This window comes from Nonomuraea sp. NPDC049378 (genome assembly GCF_055586745.1).
The window spans coordinates 234583-260870 of record NZ_JBVJHP010000009.1 but is presented as its reverse complement, the minus strand read 5'-3'; the positions used below and the strand labels follow the sequence as shown (position 1 = coordinate 260870).

The 26288-nt window shown below is 70.1% G+C and carries 26 protein-coding genes and 1 tRNA gene; 21 read left to right on the top strand and 6 right to left on the bottom strand.

Translation table 11 applies throughout. The annotated features are described in order from the left end of the window. Positions 1-6: 6 nt before the first annotated feature. The gene (gene cysC, locus ACZ6SA_RS21420; protein ID WP_465829782.1) at positions 7-1221 is read right to left on the bottom strand and encodes an adenylyl-sulfate kinase; all 1215 of its coding nucleotides are present in this window, start codon (positions 1219-1221) and stop codon (positions 7-9) included. Positions 1222-1291: 70 nt separating this feature from the next. After that, the gene (locus ACZ6SA_RS21415) at positions 1292-2011 is read right to left on the bottom strand and encodes a class I SAM-dependent methyltransferase (RefSeq protein ID WP_465829780.1); all 720 of its coding nucleotides are present in this window, start codon (positions 2009-2011) and stop codon (positions 1292-1294) included. Positions 2012-2073: 62 nt separating this feature from the next. On the opposite strand from ACZ6SA_RS21415, the gene ACZ6SA_RS21410 reads away from it, so the two are divergent. From ACZ6SA_RS21410 to ACZ6SA_RS21320, 19 genes are all read left to right on the top strand, one after another. Next, entirely contained in the window at positions 2074-2451 is a 378-nt protein-coding gene (locus tag ACZ6SA_RS21410) for a cupin domain-containing protein (protein ID WP_465829778.1), read from the top strand. Between the two features lie 93 nt (positions 2452-2544). Then, positions 2545-6042 (top strand): transcription-repair coupling factor, encoded by a 3498-nt coding sequence (gene mfd / locus ACZ6SA_RS21405; RefSeq protein WP_465829776.1) that lies wholly within the window; start codon positions 2545-2547, stop codon positions 6040-6042. A gap of 29 nt (positions 6043-6071) precedes the next feature. Continuing rightward, on the top strand, positions 6072-6695 hold the full coding sequence (locus ACZ6SA_RS21400; RefSeq protein ID WP_465829774.1) for a SurA N-terminal domain-containing protein: 624 nt from the start codon (positions 6072-6074) through the stop codon (positions 6693-6695). 3 nt (positions 6696-6698) lie between these two features. Beyond that, positions 6699-7628 carry a nucleoside triphosphate pyrophosphohydrolase gene (locus tag ACZ6SA_RS21395; RefSeq protein ID WP_443152281.1) on the top strand — a complete coding sequence of 310 codons (930 nt, stop codon included), beginning with the start codon at positions 6699-6701 and terminating at the stop codon, positions 7626-7628. Between the two features lie 58 nt (positions 7629-7686). Further along, positions 7687-8964, top strand: coding sequence for a phosphopyruvate hydratase (eno, locus tag ACZ6SA_RS21390; protein WP_443152282.1), 1278 nt, complete (start codon positions 7687-7689; stop codon positions 8962-8964). Between the two features lie 93 nt (positions 8965-9057). Then, entirely contained in the window at positions 9058-9474 is a 417-nt protein-coding gene (locus ACZ6SA_RS21385; protein ID WP_347624118.1) for an FtsB family cell division protein, read from the top strand. Further along, positions 9464-9952: a DUF501 domain-containing protein gene (locus ACZ6SA_RS21380; protein WP_347646240.1), complete on the top strand. Its 489-nt coding sequence runs from the start codon at positions 9464-9466 to the stop codon at positions 9950-9952. The genes ACZ6SA_RS21385 and ACZ6SA_RS21380 overlap by 11 nt, the downstream gene beginning before the upstream one ends. Continuing rightward, entirely contained in the window at positions 9943-10887 is a 945-nt protein-coding gene (locus tag ACZ6SA_RS21375; protein ID WP_347646241.1) for a Ppx/GppA phosphatase family protein, read from the top strand. The genes ACZ6SA_RS21380 and ACZ6SA_RS21375 overlap by 10 nt, the downstream gene beginning before the upstream one ends. Positions 10888-11061: 174 nt before the next feature. After that, positions 11062-12258 carry a hypothetical protein gene (locus tag ACZ6SA_RS21370; protein ID WP_465829770.1) on the top strand — a complete coding sequence of 399 codons (1197 nt, stop codon included), beginning with the start codon at positions 11062-11064 and terminating at the stop codon, positions 12256-12258. A gap of 88 nt (positions 12259-12346) precedes the next feature. Beyond that, positions 12347-12673: a PadR family transcriptional regulator gene (locus tag ACZ6SA_RS21365; protein ID WP_347624114.1), complete on the top strand. Its 327-nt coding sequence runs from the start codon at positions 12347-12349 to the stop codon at positions 12671-12673. Continuing rightward, the gene (locus ACZ6SA_RS21360; protein WP_465829768.1) at positions 12670-13575 is read left to right on the top strand and encodes a hypothetical protein; all 906 of its coding nucleotides are present in this window, start codon (positions 12670-12672) and stop codon (positions 13573-13575) included. Before ACZ6SA_RS21365 ends, ACZ6SA_RS21360 begins: the two co-directional genes overlap by 4 nt. 18 nt (positions 13576-13593) lie before the next feature. Next, entirely contained in the window at positions 13594-14388 is a 795-nt protein-coding gene (locus ACZ6SA_RS21355; RefSeq protein ID WP_465829766.1) for a uracil-DNA glycosylase, read from the top strand. Positions 14389-14482: 94 nt separating this feature from the next. Then, positions 14483-15799: an NAD(P)/FAD-dependent oxidoreductase gene (locus tag ACZ6SA_RS21350; protein WP_465829764.1), complete on the top strand. Its 1317-nt coding sequence runs from the start codon at positions 14483-14485 to the stop codon at positions 15797-15799. A gap of 80 nt (positions 15800-15879) precedes the next feature. Next, the gene (locus ACZ6SA_RS21345) at positions 15880-16392 is read left to right on the top strand and encodes a glycine cleavage system transcriptional repressor (protein WP_132597469.1); all 513 of its coding nucleotides are present in this window, start codon (positions 15880-15882) and stop codon (positions 16390-16392) included. Positions 16393-16421: 29 nt separating this feature from the next. Further along, the gene (locus ACZ6SA_RS21340) at positions 16422-16916 is read left to right on the top strand and encodes a peptide deformylase (protein WP_347646246.1); all 495 of its coding nucleotides are present in this window, start codon (positions 16422-16424) and stop codon (positions 16914-16916) included. Positions 16917-16965: 49 nt separating this feature from the next. Then, positions 16966-17038 (top strand) — tRNA-Leu (locus ACZ6SA_RS21335). Positions 17039-17582: 544 nt separating this feature from the next. Then, positions 17583-18374, top strand: a complete 792-nt coding sequence (locus tag ACZ6SA_RS21330; protein WP_465829761.1) for a Bax inhibitor-1/YccA family protein — start codon at positions 17583-17585, stop codon at positions 18372-18374. A 176-nt stretch (positions 18375-18550) separates the two neighbouring features. Next, positions 18551-18784 carry a DUF4287 domain-containing protein gene (locus tag ACZ6SA_RS21325; RefSeq protein WP_347624108.1) on the top strand — a complete coding sequence of 78 codons (234 nt, stop codon included), beginning with the start codon at positions 18551-18553 and terminating at the stop codon, positions 18782-18784. Between the two features lie 53 nt (positions 18785-18837). Next, positions 18838-19245 carry a PPOX class F420-dependent oxidoreductase gene (locus tag ACZ6SA_RS21320; protein ID WP_347646248.1) on the top strand — a complete coding sequence of 136 codons (408 nt, stop codon included), beginning with the start codon at positions 18838-18840 and terminating at the stop codon, positions 19243-19245. 156 nt (positions 19246-19401) lie between these two features. Here the strand turns inward: ACZ6SA_RS21320 and ACZ6SA_RS21315 are convergent, their stop codons facing one another. From ACZ6SA_RS21315 to ACZ6SA_RS21305, 3 genes are all read right to left on the bottom strand, one after another. Continuing rightward, positions 19402-20619, bottom strand: a complete 1218-nt coding sequence (locus ACZ6SA_RS21315) for an acetyl-CoA C-acetyltransferase (protein WP_347646249.1) — start codon at positions 20617-20619, stop codon at positions 19402-19404. A 71-nt stretch (positions 20620-20690) separates the two neighbouring features. Beyond that, positions 20691-22022 carry an outer membrane protein assembly factor BamB family protein gene (locus ACZ6SA_RS21310; protein WP_347646250.1) on the bottom strand — a complete coding sequence of 444 codons (1332 nt, stop codon included), beginning with the start codon at positions 22020-22022 and terminating at the stop codon, positions 20691-20693. A 71-nt stretch (positions 22023-22093) separates the two neighbouring features. Next, positions 22094-23077: an SGNH/GDSL hydrolase family protein gene (locus tag ACZ6SA_RS21305; protein ID WP_465829757.1), complete on the bottom strand. Its 984-nt coding sequence runs from the start codon at positions 23075-23077 to the stop codon at positions 22094-22096. Positions 23078-23205: 128 nt separating this feature from the next. Between ACZ6SA_RS21305 and ACZ6SA_RS21300 the strand changes: the two genes are divergently transcribed. Then, complete coding sequence (locus ACZ6SA_RS21300) at positions 23206-24576, top strand: cystathionine beta-synthase (protein ID WP_347646252.1); 1371 nt, start codon at positions 23206-23208, stop codon at positions 24574-24576. A gap of 155 nt (positions 24577-24731) precedes the next feature. On the opposite strand, the gene ACZ6SA_RS21295 is transcribed toward ACZ6SA_RS21300, so the two are convergent. Further along, a complete protein-coding gene (locus ACZ6SA_RS21295; protein WP_347646253.1) occupies positions 24732-25874 on the bottom strand; it encodes a sensor histidine kinase in 1143 nt (380 codons plus the stop codon). Between the two features lie 135 nt (positions 25875-26009). On the opposite strand from ACZ6SA_RS21295, the gene ACZ6SA_RS21290 reads away from it, so the two are divergent. Then, positions 26010-26204: a hypothetical protein gene (locus ACZ6SA_RS21290; protein ID WP_347624100.1), complete on the top strand. Its 195-nt coding sequence runs from the start codon at positions 26010-26012 to the stop codon at positions 26202-26204. Positions 26205-26288: the final 84 nt, after the last annotated feature.

Below are 26288 nucleotides of genomic sequence, written 5' to 3'. Positions count from 1 at the left end.
CGTTGCTCACCGGACCCAGCCGCCGGACCTCAGCGTCTCCAGGACCTGGGAGACGGCCGCCTCGATCGTGATGTGCGTGGTGTCGATCGTCAGGTCGGCGTCGTCCGGCTCTTCGTACGGGTCGGAGATGCCGGTGAACTCGGGGATGAGCCCGGCGCGGGCCTTGGCGTACAGGCCCTTGCGGTCGCGGCGCTCGCACTCCTCCAGCGGCGTGGCGACGTGTACGAGCAGGAAGTCGGCCCCGATGGACTCGACCGTCTCGCGCACCTCCGCGCGGGTCGCCGCGTAGGGGGCGATGGGCGCGCAGATGGCCAGACCGCCGTGCCGGGCGGCCTCGGCGGCGACGAAGCCGATGCGGCGGATGTTGAGGTCGCGGTCGGTCTTCGAGAAGGTCAGGCCCTTGGACAGCAGGTGGCGCACCACGTCGCCGTCGAGGAAGGTCACGGTGCGGGTGCCGAGCTCCAGCAGCGCGTCGCGCAGGCCGCGGGCGATGGTGGACTTGCCGGAGCCGGACAGCCCGGTGAAGAAGACCACGAGGCCGCGCCGGTGCGGCGGGCCGGGGATGTGCACGGGGTCGGGGCCCGCCAGGTGCTCGGTCGCGCCGTAGGCGGCGGCGACGTGCTCGCGCAGCTCCAGGTCGATCTCCGGCTCGTCGCGTGGCGCCAGGGGGACGGAGACGACGAGCGTGCCCTCGGGTAGCTGGTCTCTCGCGCGTAGCGCGGCGCGTACGACGGCGGGGCCCGCCTCGCCGTACGCGAGGGGAAGCAGCAGGATCACCGCGTCGAGCTCTTTCGCGGTGGCGATGATCTCGGAGAGGTCGTCGAGCGGCCCGCGCATGGTGACGGCGAGCGCGGGCCGCCCGCCGAGCTCGGCCCGCACGTCGGCCGGCGGGCGCCGCAGGCGCGCGAACGGCCCGTGCTCGGGCGTGCCGAGGCCGTGGACGGGCCCGGAGGTCAGCCCGTCGGGCTCGTGGGCGCTCACCGTCAGCCTGGCCAGCGGCAGCCCTTCGGGATCGAGCAGGGTGACCTCGTCGCCGGGTGAGACGTCGGCGGGTAGATGGAGGGTGACGGGAGCGGGCCACGACGTGCCGTCGGCGAGCGTGCCGCGCTCATGCACGGCGTGCAGGTCGTCGTGGCCGAGGAACCCGGTCAGCGGCTCGAACGCGCCGGAGAGCAGCAGTTCGAGATCGGCCAGCTCGCGCGGGTCGGGGGTCCACTCCACGTATTCGTCATCCCAACTAATCCGATTGAATTGGTAGGAAAGAATCCTAGCGGGTGGAAACAGTGTGGCACTAGATGAGCCGGGCGAAGTGGTGCTGGGGTTTCCTGATCACCATGGCGATCTCGTCGTGTGAGGCGGGATAGCGGTCGTTGGTCAGCCTGGAGACCGCCGTGATGGCCGCCGCGCCGATGCGGCGGGAGCGCGCGGGGCCGCTGATGGTGCGCACCTCGTCGGTGATCATGAGGCCGCGGCTGAGACAGAACGCGTGCAGGCCGTCGCTCGACGTCAGCGGCTCGTAGACGGTCGGCAGCGGCCCCGGCCATCCCGGCGGGACGAGCGGGCGCCACAGCAGGCCGCGCAGCCACGACGGCGTCATCCGGTCGAGCAGGCCATAGGCGGAGCCGCGGTCGCGCATGCGCAGCAGCACCAGGCCGCCGGGGCGCAGTGACTGCAGCAGGCGGTCGAAGATCAGCTCGGCGTGCCTGACCCGTTCCAGCAGGAACGACACCTGCACCACGTCGTAGGACCTGGGCGGCATGGGCACGCAGCGCAGATCGCCCAGCGACCACGCGGCCAGGTCTCCCCGCTCCTCGAGGAGCCGCCTGATGACGGGGTGGTCCTCGTCGGCTCCCGTGGCCTTGGTCTCGATGTGCTCCAGCACCAGCGGCCCGTCATGCGCGCAGCCGGCGACCAGCACGTCGAGCCGCTTGTGCGGCTGCATCGCGCAGTGCTCGCGGACCCGCTGACCGAAGAGGTCGCCTCGCTGGGCGACGGTTCGCACCTCAGACATGTCACCTACAGTAATCAACCAATCGTTATGTGTGACGTATTTCCCTGCTAGCGTCCTGGCCCGTGAGCGATGAGGTGCCCGAGCCGGGGATCTACGTGGGCAACGCGGGCGCCGACGGTGCCGGTGACGCCGGCTGGCTCCTCGGCCATTTCAAGCCCCCGGGCGATCCGCGCCACAGCGACGAGGTCGAGATCAAGTGGGGCGTGCACCCGCCGGGCGACCGGCGGGCGGCGTGGGCCGTCGGCGAGACGCGCACCGCCCTGCTCGTCCTGATCAGCGGGCGTTTCGTGGTCGAGTTCCGCGGCCGCGACGTGGTGCTGGCCGAGCCGGGCGACTACGTCGTCTGGGGCAAGGGTGTCGACCATTCGTGGCGGGCCGAGGCGGCGTCGACCGTGCTCACCGTGCGCTGGCCCTCGGTGCCCGGTTACAAGCTCGGGTGAGCCGGCGCGGCGAGTACCCTGGGTGAGGAACCCCCGCGACCTGTCCCGGCCGGGGGTAGTCGTGTTGCCGCAAATGGGCTGTGGGCGTATCTGATGAGTCTTTCCGGACTGCTTGACCTTGTTCGCGCTGACCCGAAACTGACCGCCGCTCTCGAGGAGGGCGGCGACGTCGCGCTGGTCGCGCCGTCCGCGCTGCGCCCGTTCGGCGTGGCCGCGCTCGCGGGCCACGACCAGCGCACCGTGCTCGCGGTCACCGCGACCGGGCGTGAGGCCGAAGACCTGGCCGCGGCGCTGACCAGCCTGATCGATCCCGCGGAGCTCGGCTCGGTGGCGGTGTTCCCGGCATGGGAGACGCTGCCGCACGAGCGGCTCTCGCCGCGCAGCGACACCGTCGGTCAGCGGCTCGCGGTGCTCAGGCGGCTGGCCCACCCGATCAAGGACGACACCGCCGCCGGGCCCCTCAGCGTGATCGTCACCCCGATCAGGGCGCTGCTGCAGCCGATCGTGAAAGGGCTCGGCGACCTGGAGCCCATCAGGCTGCGCGCGGGCGACGACGCCGACCTCGACGACGTCGTCGGCAACCTCGTCAACAACGGCTACCACCGGGTCGACATGGTGGAGAAGCGGGGCGAGGTGGCCGTTCGCGGCGGGCTGCTCGACGTCTTCCCGCCCACCGAGGAACATCCGCTGCGGCTGGAGTTCTGGGGCGACACGGTCGAGGAGATCCGCTGGTTCAAGGTGGCCGACCAGCGCTCGCTGGAGGCGGCCGAGGACGGGTTGTTCGCGCCGCCGTGCCGCGAGCTGCTGCTGAGCGACGAGGTCAGGGCCAGGTCCCGCGCGCTGGCCGAGGAGCACCCGGCGCTGGCCGAGGTGCTCGACCAGCTCGCCGACGGCACGCCGGTGGAGGGCATGGAGGCGTTCGCGCCCGTGCTGGCCGGGGAGATGGACCTCCTTCTCGACCACCTGCCGGCCAGGTCGGCGGTGTTCGTGTGCGACCCCGAGCGCATCAGGAGCAGGGCGGAGGAGCTCGTACGCACCTCGCAGGAGTTCCTGGAAGCCTCGTGGATCAACGCGGCGGCCGGCGGCGAGGCGCCCATCGACCTGGGGGCGGCGGCGTTCCGCTCGCTGGAGGAGATCCGCACGCACGCCGACGTGCTGGGGCAGCCCTGGTGGACGATGGCGCCGTTCGGCGCCGGCGTCGAGCTCGACGCGCACGACTCCGAGGCCTACCGCGGCGACACGGCCAGGGCGCTGGCCGACATCAAGGGCTGGCTGGCCGACGGCAAGGCGGTCGTGCTGCTCAGCGAGGGCCACGGCCCCGCCGAGCGCATGGTGGAACTGCTCAAGGGCGTCGACGTGCCCGCGCGGCTGCGGGAGTTCATCGACCAGCCGCCCGAGCCCAAGATCGTACACGTCACGACGGGCCTGATCGAGCACGGCTTCATCACGCCGGGCCTGGCCGTGCTCACCCATCTCGACCTGGTCGGGCAGAAGGCGTCCACCAAGGACATGCGGCGGCTGCCGTCGCGGCGCCGCAACATGGTCGACCCGCTGCAGCTCAAGGTCGGCGACCACGTGGTGCACGAGCAGCACGGCGTGGGCCGCTACGTCGAGATGGTGCAGCGCACGGTCCAGGGGGCCACCCGCGAATACCTGGTCATCGAATATGCCAAGGGCGACCGCCTCTACGTGCCCACCGACCAGCTCGACGAGGTCACCCGCTATGTCGGCGGCGAGGCTCCCACGCTCAACCGCATGGGCGGCGCCGACTGGGCCAAGGCCAAGTCGCGGGCGAAGAAGGCGGTCAAGGAGATCGCCGGCGAGCTGATCAGGCTCTATTCCGCCCGCATGGCCTCGCCGGGATATGCCTTCGGGTCGGACACGCCGTGGCAGCGGGAGATGGAGGACGCCTTCCCCTACGCCGAGACCGGCGATCAGCTGGAGGCCATCGACGAGGTCAAGCGTGACATGGAGCGCGGCGTCCCGATGGACCGGCTGATCTGCGGCGACGTCGGCTACGGCAAGACCGAGATCGCGGTGCGGGCGGCGTTCAAGGCGGTGCAGGACGGCAAGCAGGTGGCGGTGCTGGTGCCGACGACGCTGCTGGTCCAGCAGCACATGTCGACGTTCGCCGAGCGGTTCTCCAGCTTCCCCGTCGCGATCAGGGCCGTCTCGCGCTTCCAGACCGACGGCGAGGTCAAGGGCACCCTCGAAGGGCTCAGGTCCGGCGCCGTCGACGTGGTGATCGGCACGCACCGGCTGCTCAGCCCCGAGGTCAGGTTCAAGGACCTCGGCCTCATCATCATCGACGAGGAGCAGCGGTTCGGCGTCGAGCACAAGGAGGCGATGAAACACCTCCGCACGCAGGTCGACGTGCTGGCCATGTCGGCCACGCCGATCCCGCGCACGCTGGAGATGGGGCTGACCGGCATCCGCGAGATGTCGACGATCCTCACGCCGCCGGAGGAGCGGCACCCGATCCTCACGTTCGTGGGGCCGTACGAAGAGAAGCAGATCGGGGCGGCGATCAGGCGCGAGCTGATGCGCGACGGCCAGATCTTCTTCGTGCACAACCGGGTCGCCTCGATCAACCGGGTCGCCGCGCGGCTGCGCGAGCTGGTGCCCGAGGCGCGCATCGCGGTGGCCCACGGGCAGATGAACGAGCACCAGCTCGAGAAGATCATGGTCGGCTTCTGGGAGCGCGAATACGACCTGCTGGTCTCCACCACGATCGTGGAGTCCGGGCTCGACGTGCCCAACGCCAACACGCTGATCGTCGACCGGGCCGACAACTACGGTCTGTCGCAGCTCCACCAGCTCAGAGGGCGGGTCGGGCGAGGCAGGGAGCGCGGCTACGCCTACTTCCTCTATCCGCCGGAGAAGCCGCTGACCGAGACCGCGCACGAGCGGCTCGCCACGATCTCGCAGCACACCGAGATGGGCGCGGGCATGTACGTCGCGATGAAGGACCTCGAGATCCGCGGCGCCGGCAACGTGCTCGGCGCCGAGCAGTCCGGGTTCATCGCGGGCGTCGGGTTCGACCTCTACGTACGCCTGATGGCCGAGGCCGTGCAGGAGCAGAAGGCCAAGCTGTCGGGCGCCGAGGCGCCGGAGGAGCAGCACGACGTCAAGGTCGAGCTGCCGATCAACGCCCACATCCCGCACGACTACGTCACCTCCGAGCGGCTGCGCCTGGAGGCGTACAAACGGATCGCGGCCATCGCCTCGCCCGCCAACATCGACGAGGTCCGCGACGAGCTCACCGACCGCTACGGCCGGCCGCCGACGGAGGTCGAGAACCTCCTGGAGGTGGCCAGGTTCCGCATCAGGGCGCGCTCGGCCGGGCTGACGGACGTCACGCTGCAGGGCCAGAACATCAAGTTCGGCCCGGTGCGGCTGCAGGAGTCGCAGCAGGTCCGGCTCGACCGGCTCTACAAGAAGGCGATATACAAGCAGGCGGCGGAGACTCTGCTGGTCCCGGTTCCCAAGACCAAGCCGCTGGGAGGGCAGCCGCTGCGCGATCTCGACCTGCTCAAATGGTGTGGCGATCTGGTCGAGGCGATGTTCCTCGAGCCCGCACGGGTAAGCTAGCGGCGATTTACGGTCGGAAAGGGACGTACGTGAAGTCGATACGAGTGGCTGTGGCCGCCGCGGCGGCGGGCATGGCGCTGACCGCCTGCTCCTCGCCCATGCAGGCCGGCGCCGCTGCCGTGGTGGGCAACGAGCGCATCTCCGCCAGCCAGTTGAACGAGGAGGCGCGGGCCTACTCCGACGCCCTGCGTAGGGCCAAGCTGCCTGCGCAGCTGGAGGCCGCGCTCGGCGGCAGGAGCCTCGAAGAGGTCTTGGAGCAGGAGACCGGCGCGTCGACCAGCCGGCGCGTGTTGCAGCGCATGGTCGAGGTCAGCGCGTACAGCCAGCTCATGGCGCGCCACAACGTGCAGGTGAGCCAGGCGGAGATCGACAAGATCATCCAGAGCCCGCTCGGGCCCGACGGCACGCAATATCCGTCCGCCGAGCTCCAGCTCCTGATCGGCCAGGGCACCGTCGCGCCCGCGAACGCCCGCGACTACGGCCGGGCGCTGGCCGGCCTGATCAAGCTGCGGGAGAAGTTCGGCGGCCAGGGCGGGGAAGAACGGTTCAAGAAGGAACTGAACACGGTGAAGGTCACCTACAGCCCTCGCTTCGACACGCTCAACCCCAGGTTCGGCAAGGTCACCGAGCAGCAGCCGCAGCAGCAGGGCTAGCCCGTGCCGCTGATCGTCGTCACCACCTCGCCCAGGGTCGCTCCAGGCCTGCTGAGCCACCAGGCCTGGCAGGCGTTGCGCTCGGGTCCGGTGCTGACCGGCAACGCCGCGCATCCCCAGCTCCCCTACCTGGCCGAGGCCGGTGTCGAGGTCGAGGTCGTCGAGCCCGACGCGCGGGAGCTGGCCGCCAGGTCGGTCGCCGAGACGGTCGTGTGGCTGGCCGAGGACGACGAGGCCTTCATGCGGGCGGTGGGCAACGCCGCCATCGGGCTCGACGAGCCGCCGCTCATCGAGGTGGTGCCGGGGTCCTACGACCTGCCGGGGGCGCGGGTGCTCGACCTGGTCGCGGTGATGGACCGGCTGCGCACCGAGTGCCCGTGGGACCGCAAGCAGACGCACGAGTCGCTGGTGCCGTACCTCCTCGAAGAGGCCTACGAGGTGCTGGAGACGATCGAGCAGGGCGACTATCCCGCGCTCCGGGAGGAACTCGGTGACCTGCTGCTGCAGGTGGTCTTCCACGCGCGGGTGGCCGAGGGCTTCGACATGGACGACGTCGCCGAGGGCATCGTCGGCAAGCTCGTACGCCGCCACCCCCACGTGTTCGGCTCGGTGCGGGCGGAGAGCGCCGACGAGGTGAACGACAACTGGGAGGCGATCAAGGCGGCGGAGCGGGCGGCCAAGGGCAGCGAGTCGGCGCTCGACGGCGTGCCCATGGGCCAGCCGGCGTTGTCGCTCGCCGCCCAACTCCTGCGCAGGGCCGAGCGCGCGGGGGCGCCCGGGTCGCTGTCGGCCGCCGTCGGCCAGGGAGTGGCCAGGGAGCTGTTCGACCTCGTGCGCAGGGCCGCGGAGGCGGGGCTCGACGCCGAGGCCGAGCTGCGGGCGGCCGCCCGCACCTACCGAGACCGGGTGCGCACGTGGGAGTCGTCCAGCTGAGCGGGGCGTACCGATAGGCTCTGATGGCATATTGCCTTTCGATTTAGGAGCGCATCCCGTGGCTACCATCGAGGTCGTATACGCCCGCGAGATCCTCGACTCCCGGGGCAACCCGACGGTCGAGGTCGAGGTCGTGCTCGACGACGGCAGCAGTGGCCGTGCGGCAGTGCCGAGCGGGGCGTCCACCGGCCAGTTCGAGGCGGTCGAGCTGCGTGACGGCGGCAAGCGTTACGGCGGCAAGGGCGTCGAGAAGGCCGTGCTCGCCGTGACCGACGAGATCTTCGAGGAGATCAACGGGGTCGAGGCCGAGGACCAGCGCATCATCGACCAGATCATGATCGACCTGGACCGCACGCCCAACAAGGCCAAGCTGGGCGCCAACGCCATCCTGGGCGTCTCGCTGGCCGTCGCCAAGGCCGCGGCCGACAGCGCCGACCTGCCGCTCTTCCGCTATGTCGGCGGCCCCAACGCCCACGTGCTGCCCGTCCCGATGATGAACATCCTCAACGGCGGAGCCCACGCCGACACCAACGTCGACATCCAGGAGTTCATGATCGCGCCGATCGGCGCCGGGACGTTCCGCGAGGCGGTGCGCGTGGGCACCGAGGTCTACCACGCGCTCAAGGGCGTGCTCAAGGAGAAGGGCTACGCCACAGGGCTGGGCGACGAGGGCGGTTTCGCGCCCAATCTGCCGTCCAACCGCGACGCGCTCGACCTGATCCTCGTCGCGATCGAGCGGGCCGGCTACGTGCCGGGCGAGGACGTCGCGCTGGCGCTCGACGTGGCCGCCTCCGAGTTCCACAAGGACGGCGTCTACACGATCGACGGCAAGGGCCTGTCGGCGCAGGAGCTCATCGAGTTCTACGCCGACCTGGTCGCCAACTACCCGCTCGTCTCGATCGAGGACCCGCTCGACGAGGAGGACTGGGCGGGCTGGAAGGCCATCACCGACGCGCTCGGCGACAAGGTGCAGCTCGTCGGCGACGACCTGTTCGTCACCAACCCGGAGCGGCTGGAGCGCGGCATCAAGGACGGCACGGCCAACGCCCTGCTGGTCAAGGTCAACCAGATCGGCACGTTGTCGGAGACGCTCGACGCGGTCGACCTGGCCCACCGCAGCGGCTACCGGTGCATGATGAGCCACCGTTCCGGCGAGACGGAGGACACGACGATCGCCGACCTCGCGGTGGCGGTCAACTGCGGCCAGATCAAGACCGGAGCCCCTGCCCGTTCCGACCGGGTCGCGAAATACAACCAGCTGCTGCGCATCGAGGAGCTTCTGGACGACGCCGCCCGTTACGCGGGTCGCGCGGCTTTCCCGCGTTTCCGGCGCTAGTTTCGAGCGAGGGAGCACCGAGGCCCGGGGCGGCGGCTCTCACGGCGACCGAGCCGCCTCCCGAGGTGAGGCGACGAGCAGGGGGTGCAGCACATGGCGAAGAGACCGCAGCTGACCGGGCGGGCGGCCATCCTGGCCGTCGTGGTGTGCGCGATCGCGATGAGCCTGGCCTACCCCGTCCGCGAATACATCAGCCTGCGCCGCAGCATCTCGGAGCTGCGCGAGGAGAAGGCCAGGGTCGAGGCGGAGAAGCAGGCCCTGCTGGCCCGCGACCGGCAGAGCAACGATCCCAACTGGATCAAGAAGACCGCCAAGGAGCGGCTGCACTACTGCGGTCCTGGCGAGAAGTGCTATGTCGTGATGGCGCCCCACCGGGGCAAGGAGCAGGCGGAAGTGAAGCAGCCCGCGGCGGTGCCGCCGTGGTACCAAACGCTCTGGGAGTCCGTCGAGGCCGCGGACAAGGGCACCGGGCGCCGGGCGGTCACCGGGAAGGAGAGTGTTGGACGGTAAAGACGCCGAGGTCGTGCACCGGCAGCTCGGGCGGCCGCCCAGAGGGCTGCGCGAGGTGGCGCACCGCTGCCCGTGCGGCAACCCCGACGTGGTCGAGACCGCGCCGCGGTTGCCCGACGGCTCGCCGTTCCCGACTCTCTACTACCTGACCTGCCCGAAGGCGGCCTCGGCCATCGGCACGCTGGAGGGCTCCGGCCTGATGCGCGAGATGCAGGCGAGGCTGGCCACCGAGCCCGAGCTGGCGCGGGCCTACCAGGCCGCGCACGACGACTACGTCGCCAGGCGCGACCAGGCCGCGCGTGAGCAGGGCCTGGAGCCGTTGCCGCGCGACATGCAGAGCACGGGCGGCATGCCGCTGCGGGTCAAGTGCCTGCACGCGCTCGTCGCACACGAGCTGGCGGTGCCCGGCGGCAACCCGATCGGCAGGGAGGCGCTCGACGCCCTCCCCGAATGGTGGAGTGACGGACCATGCGTGTAGCCGCCGTCGACTGCGGCACCAATTCCGTACGCCTGCTCATCGCCGACACCGGCGACGACGTGCTGGACGACGTCGAGCGGCGGATGGAGATCGTCCGCCTGGGTCAGGGCGTCGACCGCACCGGCAGGCTGGCCCCCGACGCGCTGGAGCGTACGTTCAAGGCGATGCGCGCCTACCGCGAGCTGATCGACAGGCACGGCGCGACCGCGACCCGTGTGGTGGCCACGAGCGCCACCAGAGACGCGGCCAACCGGCAGGAGTTCGTGGCCGGCGTGCGCGAGATCTTCGGGGTGGAGCCGGAGGTCGTGACGGGCGACGTGGAGGCCGAGCTGTCGTTCACGGGCGCGACCAGGGGCCTGGTCACATTGTCGCCCGAGACGGAGGTGCCGCAGGGGCCGCTGCCCCCCTACCTGGTGGTCGACATCGGCGGCGGGTCCACGGAGTTCGTGGTCGGCTCCGAGCACGCCGAGGCGGCGCTGTCGGTGGACATCGGCTGCGTACGCCTCACCGAGCGGCATCTGCGTGCCGGCGACCCGCCCTCGGCGCCCGCTCTGGAGGCCGTGGTGGCCGACATCGAGGCGGCGCTCGACCGGGTCGAGTCGGCGGTGCCGGTGCGGCGGGCGCACACGCTCGTGGGCCTGGCGGGCTCGGTGACGACGGTGGCCGGCATGGCACTCGACCTGCCCGCCTACGACCCTGACCGCATCCACCATGCGCGGATCTCCGCCGAGCAGGTGCACGACGTGACGCGGCGGTTGCTCGCGATGACGCATGGTGATCGTGCCGCCGTTCCGGTCATGCATCCGGGGCGCGTGGATGTCATTGGCGCGGGAGCGCTTATTCTCGACCGGATCGTACGCCGTTTCGCATTTTCCCAGGTCGTTGTTAGTGAGCACGACATCCTTGACGGTATTGCGTGGTCTATAGCCGGATAGCTGAAGAAATCCGGACATTTCCGGTCTATGCATCATGTTGAGGGCGCGATCAGTATTGTGCTTGAGTAAAGGTGCATACGGGGGCTTTGCCATATCGCTGCGCACGGAAGGTGCCGGCGTGGCGACCGTCCCCGAGCGCGCCTCTTCCCTCAAGGAATGGAGCACTCTCACATGATGTCTGTTGGGTTAGCACGTAAGGCGGCGGCGATCGGTGCGTCGACCGCGGTGCTGGCCGCCTTGGCTGCGGGCCTGGTCTCCAGTCCGGCGCAGGCGGCGACCGCGGCCACGGCCGCCGCTGCCAAGGCGAAGGCGGGTTCCAAGGTCACGGTGGCCCGGCCGAAGGCCTCCACCCGTAATTACGAAGGTTCCTGCCCGGCCAAGATCAAGTTCTCGGCCACGGTCAAGGTGCCTGTCAAGGGCAAGACGAAGCTGGCCTACCGGTGGCTGCACGGCGACGGGTCCAAGAGCAAGGTCAAGACGGTCACGCTCAAGGGCAAGGGGACCAAGACGGTCACCGTCCGGCAGTCCATCACCTTCAAGGACGACGTCAAGAAGGGCTGGGAGGCCGTCCAGGTCCTCGGCCCGAAGAAGGTCACCTCGAAGAAGGGCTACTTCTCCGTCTCCTGCGAGAAGGAGGAGAGGCTGAAGGAGGTGCGCACGCACCTCGACCGGACGGTGTCGGCACGTGCCTGGGTCCACCCCAGCAGGTACGTCGGCTCCTGCGACGGTGACAGGATCGGCGTCGCCGGCGTCATCAAGACCGACCGCCCGACGTGGGTGCGTTACCGCTGGGTCCTCAACGGTGACGTCGTCGACTACGGCAAGGTCAAGGTCCGCGACGCGCGCAAGGTCGGCTTCAGCTTCGCTCCGCGCCACAGCCAGCGCGGCTGGGCGCAGCTCCAGGTGCTCCGTCCGGACGCCACCTCCTCCAACCGCGCCTACTACAAGGTCTGGTGCAAGGACAAGCCTCCGGTGCACGTGCCCGGCTCCCACGCGAAGGTGAGCGCGTCCAGCTCGGTCTCGACCACGGCCGCGTGCTCGCTGAGCGCCTCCGGCACCATCCGCTCGACCGGCGCCGCCCGGGTGAAGTGGAGCTGGACGCTCAACGGTGCGACCGTGTCCAGCGGTGTGGCCGAGTTCGGCCGTCACGGTGGTTCCGAGCGCGTCTCCTTCTCGAAGGGCAAGCTGACGGGCCGGCACGCCCACGGCGGCAACGTGACGCTGTCGGTCACGGGCCCGAACAACAGCGACTCCTCCACGAGTGGCTACGCGCCCTGCGGACCGGACGCTCCGGCTCCGGCCGCTTCGCCGACGTCGGTGCCTTCGCCCCCGGTGGCTTCGCCTCCGGCCAGGGACCTGCCGTCCAAGTGAGCGACTGAACGAAGAACCGGGTGGTGCCTCCTGGCGCCACCCGGTTTCTTGTTGCCGCTACTACGCTATGCACAGTAGTGTTCATGGCGTGGATAGCAGCCAGCTGCTCAAAGGCGTGCTCGACCTGGCCGTGCTGGCCGTGCTCAAAGAGCGCGACGGCTACGGCTACGACATCGTGCGCAGGCTCAGGGAGGCGGGTCTCCACGAGGTGGGCGACGCCTCGGTCTACGGGACGCTGCGCCGCCTGTTCAAGGCCGGTGCGCTGACCTCATATGTGATGGCGTCCGACGAGGGCCCGCACCGCAAGTACTACGGGCTCAACGAGGTCGGCCTGAGCATGTACGCCGCCTCGGCGAAGACCTGGTCCTCCTTCGCGGAGACCATGGCATCCCTGCTCAAGGAGGGCCAAGAATGACTCCAGAAGAATACGCGCAGGCCGTACGCGATGCTCTGGCCGATCACCCGGAGCGGGAGGAGCTGCTCGACGACCTCGACGACCATCTGGCCGAGATCGCGGCGGAGTCCGGTCTGCCGCTGGAAGACCGGCTGGGGCCGCCCGCCGCCTACGCGGAGGAGCTGGCCGCCGCCTACGGGGAGCGCCCCGAGCGCCGGCGTGGGCGCCGTCGAGGCCCGCGGGAGCAGGCGCTGAGGGCGCATGCCTTCCTCATGGGCTACACGCCTTACAGGAGCCTTGTGGCCTTCCTGCCGGAGCTGCGTCCGGGGTGGTGGGTGCTGCGCGGCTACGTGCTGGCCATGATCCTGGTGTCGATGGCCGGCGACAGCAGGCTCGGTCCGGCGACCGCCGCCGACTGGGCCGTGGCGGTGGCCTGCGTCCTCGCCTCGGTGTGGTTCGGCAGGAGGCGCAGGGGCCGGCTGGTCGTGCTGCTCGCGGTGGCCGCCAACGCGGTGGCCGGGCTGGCGTTGTTCGCCGCGATCGTCGACGCGCCACGCTCGCCCGCTCCGGAGTCGGTCTACATGGCCGAGCCCGCGTGGGTGCGCAACGCGTCGTCCGACGGCGTCTACAACATCAAGCCGTACGCCAAGGACGGCACCCCGCTGACCGACGTCTACCTCTACGACCAGGACGGCAACCCGCTCACCACCGACCCCGAGCAGTACGGCTACACGGTCGACAGGTCGTGCGGCGAGCCGATCCTCAACCGCTACCCGCTGCCGCTGACCAGGCCGGACTACGTGAGCACCGGCTCGCCGTCGCCGTCGCCTTCCTGCGCGCAGCCGGCGCCGAGCGCCACCCCGTCGGCCGCCGATCAGGAGCCGACGCCCACGGCGACGCCGAGTCCCAAGGCGACGCGCTGATCGGGCACCATCGGTGTCATGAGCTTCGTACCTCCCGGCACCGGATGGCCAGGCGATCCGGCGACCCCTGACACTCCCGTCGCGCTCGACCCCGCGGACGTGCGCCGCCTGGCCGCCGCCAGCGACACCCTCGCGGAGCTCACGGCCAGGCAGTCCGTCTGCCGGGCCTGCCCCCGCCTGGTGGAGTGGCGCGAGGAGGTCGCCAGGGTGCGCCGGCGCGCGTTCGCGGACGAGACGTACTGGGGCCGTCCCGTCCCCGGCTGGGGTGACGAGCATCCGCGGATCCTGATCGCGGGGCTCGCGCCGGCCGCCCACGGCGGCAACAGGACCGGCCGGATCTTCACCGGCGACCGCAGCGGCGACTGGCTGTTCGCCTCGTTGTACCGCACCGGCCTGGCCGCGCAGGAGACGAGCACGCGCGCGGGCGACGGGCAGCGGCTCATCGGCGCGCGGGTGGTGGCGCCGGTGCGCTGCGCGCCGCCGGCGAACAAGCCGACGCCGGCGGAGAAGAGCGCGTGCTTCCCGTGGATGGCGCGGGAGCTGGCGCTGGTCGCGCGCGACGTGCGGGTGGTGGTGGCGCTCGGCGGCTACGCCTGGCAGGCGGTGTGGCCGGCGCTCAAGGACGCGGGCTACGCGCTGCCGCGCAGCAGGCCGCCGTTCGGGCACGGCGCGGAGGTCGAGATCGCGTACGACGGCGCGCCCGTCACGCTGCTCGGCTGCTACCACCCGAGCCAGCAGAACACGTTCACCGGCCGCGTCACCGCCCAGATGCTGGACGAAGTCTTCGCCCGTGCCAGGTCACTGGCTGTGTGACGCGTCGCACCATGCCAGGAATGGCCTCATCGGACATCCTTGGCGTAGGCTTGTGAATGCTTTCACAAGCACTCCATGAGGGATGTGGCTCAGGATGAACCAGCACATTCTTATCGTCGGCGGAGGATACGTCGGCCTCTACACGGCGCTCCGGCTGCAGCGCAAACTCCACCGTGAGCTGCGCAGCGGCGAGGCGCGCATCACGATCATCGATCCGCAGTCCTACATGACCTACCAGCCGTTCCTGCCCGAGGCGGCGGCCGGCAACCTGTCCCCCCGGCACATGGTCGCGCCGCTGCGGCGCGTGCTGCCGAAGGTGCACATCCTCAACGGCACGGTCACCAAGGTCGACCACGCCGAGCGCACCGCCACCTTCCAGCCCGCCGAGGGCGAGCCGCGCCAGGTGGCCTACGACGTGATCGTCATGGCCGCCGGGTCGATCTCCCGCACGCTGCCCATCCCCGGGCTGACCGACATCGGCATCGGGTTCAAGACCGTGGGCGAGGCCATCGCGCTGCGCAACCGCGTGCTGCACCTGCTCGACGTGGCCGAGTCGGCCGACGACCCCGAGGTGCGGCGCAGGGCGCTCACGTTCGTCGTGGTCGGCGCGGGCTTCGCGGGCGTGGAGGCGCTGGCCGAGCTGGAGGACATGGCCAAGCACTCGACGCGCTACTACCGCAACATCAGGCCGTCGGACCTGCGCTGGGTGCTCGTCGAGGCCACCGACCGGGTGCTGCCCGAGGTCGGCCCCGAGATGGGCAGGTGGACCCTGGAGCAACTGCGCGAGCGCGGCATCGACGTCCGGCTCGAGACCCGCCTGGAGTCGTGCGAGGGCGGCCACGTGGTGCTCTCCGACGGCTCAGAGTTCGACGCCGAGACCCTCGTGTGGACGGCGGGCGTCAAGCCGAGCACGGTGGTCAACGACAGCGACCTGCCGCTCGACGAGCGCGGCCGGATCAAGGCCACGGCCATGCTGACCGTCGCGGGCACGGAAGGCGCGTTCGCGGCCGGCGACGCGGCCGGGGTGCCCGACGTGACCAACCCCGGCCAGTACTGCGCGCCGAACGCCCAGCACGCCGTGCGCCAGGCCAAGGTGCTGGCCGACAACATCGTGCGGTACCTGCGCGGGCAGCACCTGGCGGAATATCGCCACAAGTACGTCGGATCGGTCGCGGGGCTGGGCCTGCACCAGGGCGTCGCGAACGTCTATGGCGTCAAGCTTCGCGGATTCCCTGCATGGTTCATGCACCGCACTTACCATCTGTCGCGGGTGCCGACGCTGAACCGCAAGGTCCGCGTCGTCGTCGACTGGACCCTGGCCCTGTTCTTCAAGCGGGAGACGATCTCGCTGGGTGAGATGGAGCACCCGCGAGACGGCTTCAGGGCCGCAGTGGCGACGACTCGCCGCTAGCCCGGGAACGGCAGCGCCCCGGTGAGCCTCGCCGGGGCGTGCGGCGCCCCTGGTCGCATGAGCGGAAGGGGGAACCACGGGTGGGGCTCTCAGCGGTGACCGTGCTCGGAGTGGACCGGCCCGGCGTGATCGCCGCGGTCACCGGTTCGCTCGCCGACTGCGGGGCGAACATCCAGGACTCGACCATGACGCTGCTCGGCGGCCACGTGGCGATGATGTTGCTCGTGTCGGGAGAGGTGGACGCGGCCGAGCTGAGCAAGCGCCTGTGCGCGCCCGACCTCGTGGTGACCGCCTCGGCGATCGAGGCGCGCCGCCACTTCTGCGACGACGGCGGCGGCCTCGGCTACGTGCTGACCGTCCACGGCCCCGACAGGCCCGGCATCATCTCCGCCATCAGCGCCGTGCTCGCGGCCGACGGAGGCAACATCACCGGCATGAGCACCCGGCTCACCGGGCGGCTCTACGTGCTGATCGCCGACGTCGAGCTGCCGAAGGAGGTGGACGTGGCGGCGCTCATGCGCAGGCTCGCCGCGGTCGGCGCCGGACTCGACTCCGAGATAACGTTTCGACCCGTCGAACCGGATCTGTTGTGACCCGGCCGGCGGACGGAAAGCACCGCGAGGTGATCGACGCCCCGCACCCGTTGCTGTCCACCCCCGCCGAGCCGGTGGACCCGACCGCCCCCGAGGTCGTGGCCGCCGCCGCCGATCTGCGGGCCACCCTGCGCCACGAGCCCTCCATGACCGGCCTGGCAGCCCCCCAGATCGGCCTGAGCTGGCGGCTGATCGCCTTTGACGCCGGACGCCACCCCAGGAGCCGGTCGTGCGCCGGAGAGGTCGTCATGGCCAATCCACGGCTCGCGACGGCCGCCCGCTGGAACCACCTGCGCGAGGGGTGCGTGTCCGTCCCCGGGGTCACCGCCGACGTACGTCGTGCGACGCGCATCACCGTACATGGGCATTTGCCAGGCACGGGCGAGCCGGTCACCATCGAGGCGGATGCCGTGGAAGCCCGTTGCATTCAGCACCAACTGGACCATCTGGACGGTCTACTCTTCTTGGACAGAGTGGTGGGAGCACTATCACTTCACCGCAGTCATCACAGTTGTGACGCCTGATACGAAGTTGTGCTCCTCGGAAGCATGGTCCGTTTCGTATGATTGCGGCGCCCCCGTAGCCCAATGGCAGAGGCAAACCCCTTAAAAGGGTTGACGTGCGGGTTCGAATCCCGCCGGGGGCACCTGCCATCTTTCGCCGCCTTTAGGGCTCTGACCTGGAGGTTTGCCGCGATCGTCGAACGGACCCCTTCGACCGTTTCCCGGCTGATATCGACTTGTTATGGAGTTGTCGCGTTCTGGGTGCTCCATCGCTGGTGGAGGCCCTGTCCTGGGGTGGGTGGCCCCGTCCGCGGACCGGGGTCCGCGTTTGCCTCCCCGGAAAACTATCCGGGCCGCCGCGACCATATTGACAAACGGGCCGCCTTCTGCTTTCCCGGATCGCCGGAGTTTCTTAGTGTGAATGGTTGACTACGGAATACAACCGCTCGCCCTTTTCCCGTTGGAAAAACTCATCACGCACCGGAAGGGCTCCGTCACGCACCCTCGCGGGAAGGTCCCCGCCGGCCGGGCCGGGATGATCTCGGCGGTTCGTGGCCGACCTCGGGAACTTGGCGCCGGAGACGTTCGTTGTCAACGCTGCCGAAGTCCCGAACCAACATCGATCTGACGCGTCAGTTGACCAAGGTGCCGCCAGGCCCCGTAGGCTCGGCGTCACAGGAGGCAGCGATGGAGAGCAAGAACCCCGTATTCAGCAGGTCGCGGCAGCGGGCCGCAGGCTGGGGCGGACCGACCCCGTCCCCCGACCAGTTGCAGAACATGTACGACGCCCCGTCGTACGCACCGCCGGCCAGGCCCGCACACCGGACCATGACCCTCGATGACGTCGTGGTGCGCGGGTTCCTCACGCTCGGGGTGCTCGTCCTGGCCGCGGCCGCGGCCTGGGTCCTCAACGTCCCGCCCATGGTCGCCATCGGCGCGGCCGTCATCGCGCTGATCATCGGTCTGATCGCCTCGTTCACGATGAGCACCAACCCGGCGCTCATCCTGGCCTACGCGGTGTTCGAGGGCATCTTCCTCGGCAAGATCAGCGCCGTGTTCGAGGGCGCCATCAGCGGCATCGTGCTCCAAGCCGTGCTGGGCACGGCGTTCGCGTTCGGCGCGGTGCTGACGGTCTATTCGTTGCGCATCGTCCGCGTCACGCCCAAGCTCGTGAAGTTCGGCATCGCCGCCGCCATCGCGGCCATCGGCCTGCTGCTCGTCAACCTGCTCGTCGGCCTGTTCAACGACGGCGGCCTCGGCCTGCGCACCGACAGCCCGATCGGCTGGGCCTTCAGCATCGTCATGATCCTGATCGGCTGCTTCTTCCTGCTCCTCGACTTCGACGCGATCGAGCAGGGCGTCAAGCAGGGCGCCCCGGAGAAGTTCGCCTGGCAGTGCGTGTTCGGGCTGACGCTCAGCCTGGTGTGGATCTACCTTGAGGTGCTGCGGTTCGTCAGCTACTTCAGCAGCAGCGACTGATCGTTCGTCCCCGCGTCATCCGGGAGGGCTCCGCCGTTCAGGCGGGGCCCTCTCTGCGTACCTGTGTGCGACCGAAAATCTACCCGCCGTCACAAAATGATGCCTGACTCAGGGCTTGCCATTCGCACGCTGGTGTTGCAGTGTCAACGAAAGGAACCTTATCCGCGGAGGTGCCCATGTCCTTGAACCACTCACCGGAGACGCAGACGAAGCTGATCGCAAGGGTCCCGACCATAACGGGACGCGAACTCCCAGAGTGGTTCCAAGCCATCGACAACGGCCCGAGCTTCCTCAGATGCGACGAGCGGGCCAACTGGCTCGCCGACGAGCACGGGCTGACCCACGGCTACGCCGCCGCGATCGTCCACGAGCACGAGCGGCACCGCCGTAACCGCATGGGCTTTGTCTAAGCCCTACCATCCTCGCGCCCGTGTGCTGCACACGGGCGCGTCATCATGAGGGGATGGACGTCGACAAGGCACTGGCCTTTCTCCGCACCCATCATCACGCCATCCTCCTCACCAGGCACCGCGACGGGCGCCCGCAAATGTCGCCGGTCGTGGCCGGCGTTCAGGACGGCCACGTCGTCATCAGCACCAGGGAGACGGCGGCCAAGGTGCACAACGCCCGCCGCGATCCCAGCGTCTCGCTGTGCGCCTTCACGGACCGTTTCTACGGCGAGTGGATCCAGGTGGACGGCACGGCCGAGATCATCTCGCTGCCCGAGGCCATGGACCACCTGGTCGCCTACTATCGCGACATCTCGGGCGAGCACCCCGACTGGGACGACTACCGCGCCGCCATGACCCGCGAACGCCGCGTCATCCTCCGCATCGCCCCCACCCACGCCGGCCCGGATCGCCACGGCTAGACCACGGCCCAGAGCCGGCCCAGAGCCGGCCACGGCGACCGGGCGACGGGGGCTCGCGTCACGGCGGGCCACCGTCGCCCGGTCAGCGGCCGTTTCCCTGGAGAGGGCCGGCCACGTGCGGCGGTTGGAGAACCGCTGCCTGCCGTACTGGCTGGATCAGGACAGGCGCTCCAGGACCATCGCCATGCCCTGCCCGCCGCCCACGCACATGGTCTCGAGCCCGATGCTCTTGTCGTGGTGCTGCAGGCTGTTGATCAGCGTGGACGTGATCCGGGCCCCCGTCATCCCGAACGGATGCCCCACGGCGATGGCCCCGCCGTTGACGTTGAGCCGGTCGAGGTCGATGCCGAGGTCGCGGTACGACGGGATCACCTGCGCGGCGAACGCCTCGTTGATCTCCACCAGGTCGATGTCGTCGATCGCCATCCCCGCCCTGGACAGCGCCTGCTTCGAGGCCTCCACCGGCCCGAGGCCCATGATCTCCGGCGACAGCCCGGTGACCCCGGTGGACACGATCCTGGCCAGCGGCGTGATGCCGAGCTCGGCCGCCTTGACGTCGCTCATCACGACGACGGCGGCGGCCCCGTCGTTGAGCGGGCAGCAGTTGCCCGCCGTGACGGTGCCGTCAGGACGGAACACCGGCGCCAGGGTCGAGACCTTCTCGTAGGTGGTGCCGGGTCGCGGGCCGTCGTCCTTGCCGACCACGGTGCCGTCCGGCAGGGTCACGGGCGTGATGTCCTTCTGCCAGAACCCGTCGGCCAGCGCCTTCTCGGCGAGGTTCTGCGAGCGCACGCCGAACTCGTCCTGGTCCTGACGGGTGACCCCCTTGAGCTGGGCGAGGTTCTCGGCCGTCTGCCCCATCGCGATGTAGATGTCGGGCACCTCGCCGTCCTCGCGCGGGTCGTGCCACTCGCGCCCGCCCTCGGCGAACGCTTTCGTACGGGCCAGCGCGTCGGTGAAGACCGGGCTCTGGGTGTCGGGCAGCGAGTCGGAGTTGCCCTTGGTGAAGCGCGAGACGGTCTCGACCCCGGCGGACACGAACACGTCGCCCTCGCCCGCCTTGATCGCGTGGAAGGCCATCCTGGTGGTCTGCAGGGAGGAGGAGCAGTAGCGCGTCACGGTGGTGCCGGGCACGTTGTCGAGCCCGAGCATCACCGCCACCACCCGGGCCATGTTGAACCCCTGCTCGCCGCCGGGCAGCCCGCACCCGAGCATGATGTCGTCGATGGACGCGGGCTCGAGCTGGGGCACCTTGGCCAGCGCCGCCTGGATCATCTGCACGGTCAGATCGTCGGGCCGGATCTCCTTGAGCGAGCCCTTGAAGGCTCGTCCGATGGGCGAACGCGCGGTTGCGACGATGACTGCCTCGGGCATGGCCCCTCCTTTGTCGGCGCTAATAGTAGAACTATATTCCAGTTCTACGCGCAAGCCCCGAGTGGCCCCCGTTATCCGTACATTCCTGGAGCCGTGGCGGTGTGGTCGTTCACGGCGTGGATCGTCCCCTTCTCGTCGCGCCACAACCGCCACCCGTCCTGGCTGCCCGTGAACCAGGCCGGTGGCGCGGGCGCGGGCGAGACCCGCTTGCCGGTGCCGAGGTCGTACTGGCAGATGGCGGCCGTCGAGTAGAAGCCCGGCGCCTGCCCGCGCAAGGTCAGCGGCTTGGGGTCGGTGACGCAGAACGACCACCCCCGCTGCTCCTCCACGGGCACCTGCTTGCCGGTGACGAGGTCGAAGGCCGAGCCCTTGGCGTTGTGCTGGAGGAAGCCGAGTTTGTCCATCTCGTCGGGGAAGGCCAGCCACCAGCCGGAGCCGGGCACGTCGGCCGCCGTGATCTGGCCGACCACCCGCCCCGTCTCGGAGTCGAGCCGGGCGAAGCCGCCGTAGGCGCCCTGGCGGTCGACCGGCCGGACGACCGGGGCGTAGCCGGGGTTGCCGCTGGGATAGACGCGCACCACCGAGGGCCGCATCCAGTTGATCGTCCCGTCGCTGATCTCGATCGAGAACAGGCCGAACGTGGAGATCTTCTTGGTCTGCGGGTTGGTGTAGGGGGCGACGTAGCCGACGAGGTTGCCGCCCGTCGAGCCGAACGCCCACCCGCCCGACATGTCGATGCCGGGGCCGAGCGCCTGCTCGATCGGCTGCTGCCACTGGAGCTTGCCGGTCTTGAGCTCGTACGACTCGACCATGGGGTTGGCCGACAGCCTGAGCAGCAGGACCCGGCGCCCGTCCGACCACTCCACCTCGGCGATGCCGGGCAGCTTCCACAGCTGTTTGCCCGTGGCCGGGTCGAGCACCACCATGCGGGCCTTGGCCAGGGCGGTGTGCTCGGACAGGCAGATGTAGGGGCCGCAGCGCTGAGGCCCGAACGTCGAGTGCACCGGCCTGGTCCACTTGCGCACCCCGGAGAAGGCGTCGCGGGCGACGAGGGTCGCGTTCCAGCTGCCCTTCTTGGCGGGGTCGAGCGCGACGACCACGCTCTGGCCCTCGGAGGTCTCCACGACCGCGGGCGTGGAGACGCCCATGCCGGGCAGGCGGCCGGCCATCGTGGCGGGGTAGGCCCACAGGCGCTTGCCGTCGCGCAGGCCGATGGCGACGGTTTCGAGCGCGCCGTCGGACTTCAGCGACGTGGTCGCGACGACCCCGCCGCCCGCCGCCATCCGGCTGACGGCGTTGACGTCGGTGTTGTGCCAGGTCGGGAAGCTCGTCGTGGCCGCGTCGCTGCCGGAGCATGCGGTCGCGGCGAGGATTCCCGCGAGGGCGATAGACGATTTCCACAAGGGCCGGAGCACAGGCAATTCACTCCAAAATGGACGGAGAGTGACGGCTCTGGCTCGGAGGGTGACCGCGGTCAGGCGTCGTTGAGCGGCTCGCCGAGCCGCCGGCGGAACAACGTCACCCACTTGCCGTGCAGGCCCGTCGCCCGCCCGTCGACCCGGGTCGCGGTGACCTCGGTGCCGGGCTCCTCCGCGGCCGTAGCCGCCGCAAGGTAAATCGGTTGCAGTGCTTCGCCACGTGCGGGTGTGGGTTCAGGCCACAGTCCCAACGCAGCGCACACTGACGGTAGCACCGCGTAAGCGGCCTGTGCGTAACCTTGGTCAGATGGATGGAATCGATCCGGTCCGAACATTTCCGTCGGATTTGTCGCGAACTCCGGCCCCAGGACGTCGGCGAACGCCACCGTACGGCCGCCCGCGTCCACCACCGCCACCGTCTGCGCCGCCGCGAGCTGCCTGCTCCACCGTCGCGTCACCCAGCGCAGCGGCTGCGCGATCGGCCGCACCGTGCCGAGGTCGGGGCACGTGCCCACGACCACCTCCGCGCCCGCGTCCCGCAGCCGCCGCACGGCCTTGGTCAGATGGCGTACGGCCACCGCGGGCGGCGTCTGCGTGATGATGTCGTTCGCCCCCACGAAGATCACCGCCACGTCGGGGCCCATGGCCAGGGCGGCGTCGACCTGCTCGCCCAGCTCGGCCGACGGGGTGCCCGACTTGCCGGCCACGAGAAGGCGCACCGGCCGCTCCGCCACCGCGGCCAGGCCGTTCGCCAGCATGACGCCGGGGGTGTGGCTGGGCCCGCTCACCCCGAGCCCCACGGAGGTGGAGTCGCCGAGCATGGCCAGGTTGAGCGGCACGCCGGGGAAGTCGCCGTACGTGCCGTCGGAGACCGGGCCGTCCAGGCCGTGCGGCTGCCCGATGACCCTGCGGGCGAGCAACCCCTCGGCGATCAGCAGTCCGTATGCCGTGGCTCCCAGGGCGGTCAGCCCGCCACCTCCGAGAGCCGCCGCCGTCGCGATCTTCCGCGCCGCGCGCGCCACGCCAGCTGCCCACACCACGTACGTGACCTCCCTGGTCGAACTCGGCGGTAGCGTTTGCTTGAAAACTAGCTGAGGCCCCGCCACCCCCTTGGGACCTCGGCCCCAGGCAAGCTGATCAAGCTTCGGCAAAGAAGGTGAACACCTCGGTGCGCGTTTACGATTCCCTGGTCGACCTGATGGGGAACACTCCGCTCGTCCGGCTGCACAAAGTCACCGCGGGGTTGCCCGCCCAGGTGGTCGCGAAGGTCGAATACTTCAATCCCGGCGGTTCGGTCAAGGACCGCATCGCGGCACGCATGATCGAAGCCGCCGAAGCGTCCGGCGAGCTGCGTCCCGGAGGCGTCATCGTCGAGCCGACGTCCGGCAACACCGGCGTGGGCCTGGCCATCGTGGCGCAGCAGAAGGGTTACCGGTGCCTGTTCGTGGTGCCCGACAAGGTGGCCCAGGACAAGATCTCCGTGCTGCGCGCCTACGGGGCCGAGGTCGTCGTCTGCCCGACCGCCGTCTCGCCCGACCACCCCGACTCCTACTACTCGGTCTCCGACCGGCTGGCCCGCGAGGTGCCCAACGCCTGGAAGCCGAACCAGTACACCAACATCAACAACCCCGACTCCCACTACCACTCGACGGGCCCCGAGATCTGGGAGCAGACCGACGGCCGGGTCACCCACTTCGTGGCCGGCATCGGCACCGGGGGCACGATCAGCGGCACGGGCCGCTACCTCAAGGAGGTCTCCGGCGGCCGGGTGAAGATCATCGGAGCCGACCCCGAGGGGTCGGTCTACTCGGGCGGGTCCGGGCGCCCCTACCTCGTCGAGGGGGTCGGGGAGGACATCTGGCCGGCCACGTACGACACCAAGATCTGTGACGAGATCATCGCGGTCACCGACAAGGAGTCGTTCAACATGACCCGCAGGCTCGCCCGCGAGGAAGGGCTGCTGGTCGGCGGCTCCTGCGGGATGGCCGTGGTGGCGGCGCTGCGGGTGGCGGCCACCGCCGCGCCCGACGACGTGATCGTCGTGCTGCTGCCCGACGGCGGCCGCGGCTACCTGTCCAAGATCTTCAACGACGACTGGATGGCCGACTACGGCTTCCTGACCACCACGTCCGACGAAGGGCTGGTCGGCGACGTGCTGGCACGTAAGGGGGCAGGGCTGCCGGAGTTCGTGCACGCGCACCCGTACGAGTCGGTCAGCACGGTCATCGCGATCATGCGCGAATACTCGGTGTCGCAGCTTCCCGTGATGAAGGAGGAGCCGCCGGTCATGGCGGCCGAAGTGGTGGGCTCCATCGTCGAACGCGATCTCCTCGAAGCCCTCTATCACGGCAGGATCTCCTCCGACGACACGATCGCCGATCACATGTCAGCGCCGCTACCCACGATCGGCAGCGGTGAACCTGTGGCGCGTGCGGTCGAAGCGCTGGAGAAGGCCGATGCGGCCGTTGTGCTGGAAGACGGCAAGCCCGCCGGCCTGATCACCAGGCACGACCTGCTCGCCTTCCTCGCCAACCACTGACCCCCTTTCCCCAGGCCGCCGCCGGACGGCGGCCTGGGGGAGGGCCGTCAGGGCTACCCGATCGACCCGGTCGCGGTGCTGAAGCCCTCGTCGCCGCGCCCCTCCGCGTCGGCCCGGTCGAACAACGCGCCCTGCGGCACGGCGCTTCGGACTGCTCAGGGCAGCGCGAACTCGGCGATCACTTCCCAGGCCCCCTCGGGCGACGGGCCCGCATAGAGCCTGCCGCCCAGAGCCTCGACCCGCTCGGCCATCCCGACCAGCCCGAACCCGCCGCCGAGGCGGGCGACCCGGGGATCCGAGGCCGCACCGAAGTTGCGCACCCGCAACGTCACGACCTTCGCGTGCCGCCGTAAGTCGGCCTCCACCCAGGCGGCGCGGGATGCGTGCTTGCGCACGTTCGTGAGTGCCTCCTGCAGCACCCGGTGCAGGGTGGTCATCACCTCGGGAGGCAGCGTACGATCGTCGATCCCCTGGCCGATCTCGAACGCCACCTTCGGCCCGTCGGAGGAGAACTTCTCCGTCAGCATGCGCAGGTCGGCCAGCGTGACGCCGGGCTTGCGGGACGGGTCGTCCTCCGCGCGCAGCACCGTCACCATGCGCCGCATCGAGGTCAGCGCCTCCGAACCGGCCGTGGCGATCGCGTCCAGCGCGGGCGTCACCGCCTCGGGGCTGGTCCGGGCGACCGTCCTGGCGGCCTGGGCCTGGACGACGATGCCCGTGATGTAGTGGGCGACCAGGTCGTGCAGCTCCCTGGCCAGCTCCAGGCGTTCGGCCCTGCGTACCGAGTGGACCGCCTCCACGCGGCGCTCCTGCTGGAAGCGGAGGTAGCCGCCGACGCCTGCGGCCATCGACCAGGCCGCGAACAGCAGGAACGAGAACACCAGCCCCGAGCTGTTGTAGTCGCGCCCGATGGACTCCGACATCAGGACGACCAACCCCGCGCACGCCAGGGCCGCGGCCCGCCGCACCGGCTCCACGTGTCGCAGCGCGCCGATGAGCAGGATGAGCAGCGACCCGGTCTCCGCCATGCCGGGCACGCCCGCGAGCCCGGTGCCGCCGATCGCCAGCGAGGCGCAGAACGACGTGGCCAGCATGACGCAGAAGCCGCGCAGGCGGTGGCGGCGCCGCAGCACCACGGCCGCCGTGCCCACCGCGCCGCAGACGGGCACCAGCCACTGGACTCCACCGATGGAGTAGGCGAGCGCCAGGTCGATCAGCCACATCATGCCGAGCCAGCCGAGCATCGCCAGCTCACTCAGCCGGCGGACCCAGTACACGACGCGCTTGGAATCCCCCACGCCCCGAGCCTAAGCCGCAAGTCGGACAGGTCGTATCAGCCGTTCGGCCGAGGAGCCGCGTACGAGACCAGCCCTTGAGCTGAGGCGGAAACCGGGCCCTTCGCCGATGCTGGAGAGGTCGGAAGGGGACAGGAAATGGTGGCCATCGGGTTCGCGCTGCTGGGTATCGGGCTGGTCGTCGGGGTGCTGCTCGCCCTGGCCGACCCCGTGCTGCTCTCCCGCATCAACGGGGAGCACGCGGAGGGCGGCAGCGGCCGCTTCATCAAGGCGGACGTGGTACGGCTCCCGCCCCGGTCAGGCGGGGACCGTCAGGAACCGAGGGCCGCCTGACCATCCGTGGCTCGCGCGGGCATGGTGCGCGAGCCTCGACGGGAGCCCCTGAGGGGCGGCGTCCCGTCGGCGGCCCGTGATCCG

Coding starts and splice junctions, on each gene's coding strand:
- ACZ6SA_RS21415 (WP_465829780.1), bottom strand. CDS start 2,011: ATGTCTGAGGTGCGAACCGTCGCCCAGCGAGGCGACCTCTTCGGTCAG.
- mfd (WP_465829776.1), top strand. CDS start 2,545: ATGAGTCTTTCCGGACTGCTTGACCTTGTTCGCGCTGACCCGAAACTG.
- ACZ6SA_RS21385 (WP_347624118.1), top strand. CDS start 9,058: ATGGCGAAGAGACCGCAGCTGACCGGGCGGGCGGCCATCCTGGCCGTC.
- ACZ6SA_RS21375 (WP_347646241.1), top strand. CDS start 9,943: ATGCGTGTAGCCGCCGTCGACTGCGGCACCAATTCCGTACGCCTGCTC.
- ACZ6SA_RS21370 (WP_465829770.1), top strand. CDS start 11,062: ATGTCTGTTGGGTTAGCACGTAAGGCGGCGGCGATCGGTGCGTCGACC.
- ACZ6SA_RS21360 (WP_465829768.1), top strand. CDS start 12,670: ATGACTCCAGAAGAATACGCGCAGGCCGTACGCGATGCTCTGGCCGAT.
- ACZ6SA_RS21355 (WP_465829766.1), top strand. CDS start 13,594: ATGAGCTTCGTACCTCCCGGCACCGGATGGCCAGGCGATCCGGCGACC.
- ACZ6SA_RS21350 (WP_465829764.1), top strand. CDS start 14,483: ATGAACCAGCACATTCTTATCGTCGGCGGAGGATACGTCGGCCTCTAC.
- ACZ6SA_RS21330 (WP_465829761.1), top strand. CDS start 17,583: ATGGAGAGCAAGAACCCCGTATTCAGCAGGTCGCGGCAGCGGGCCGCA.
- ACZ6SA_RS21325 (WP_347624108.1), top strand. CDS start 18,551: ATGTCCTTGAACCACTCACCGGAGACGCAGACGAAGCTGATCGCAAGG.
- ACZ6SA_RS21320 (WP_347646248.1), top strand. CDS start 18,838: ATGGACGTCGACAAGGCACTGGCCTTTCTCCGCACCCATCATCACGCC.
- ACZ6SA_RS21315 (WP_347646249.1), bottom strand. CDS start 20,619: ATGCCCGAGGCAGTCATCGTCGCAACCGCGCGTTCGCCCATCGGACGA.
- ACZ6SA_RS21290 (WP_347624100.1), top strand. CDS start 26,010: ATGGTGGCCATCGGGTTCGCGCTGCTGGGTATCGGGCTGGTCGTCGGG.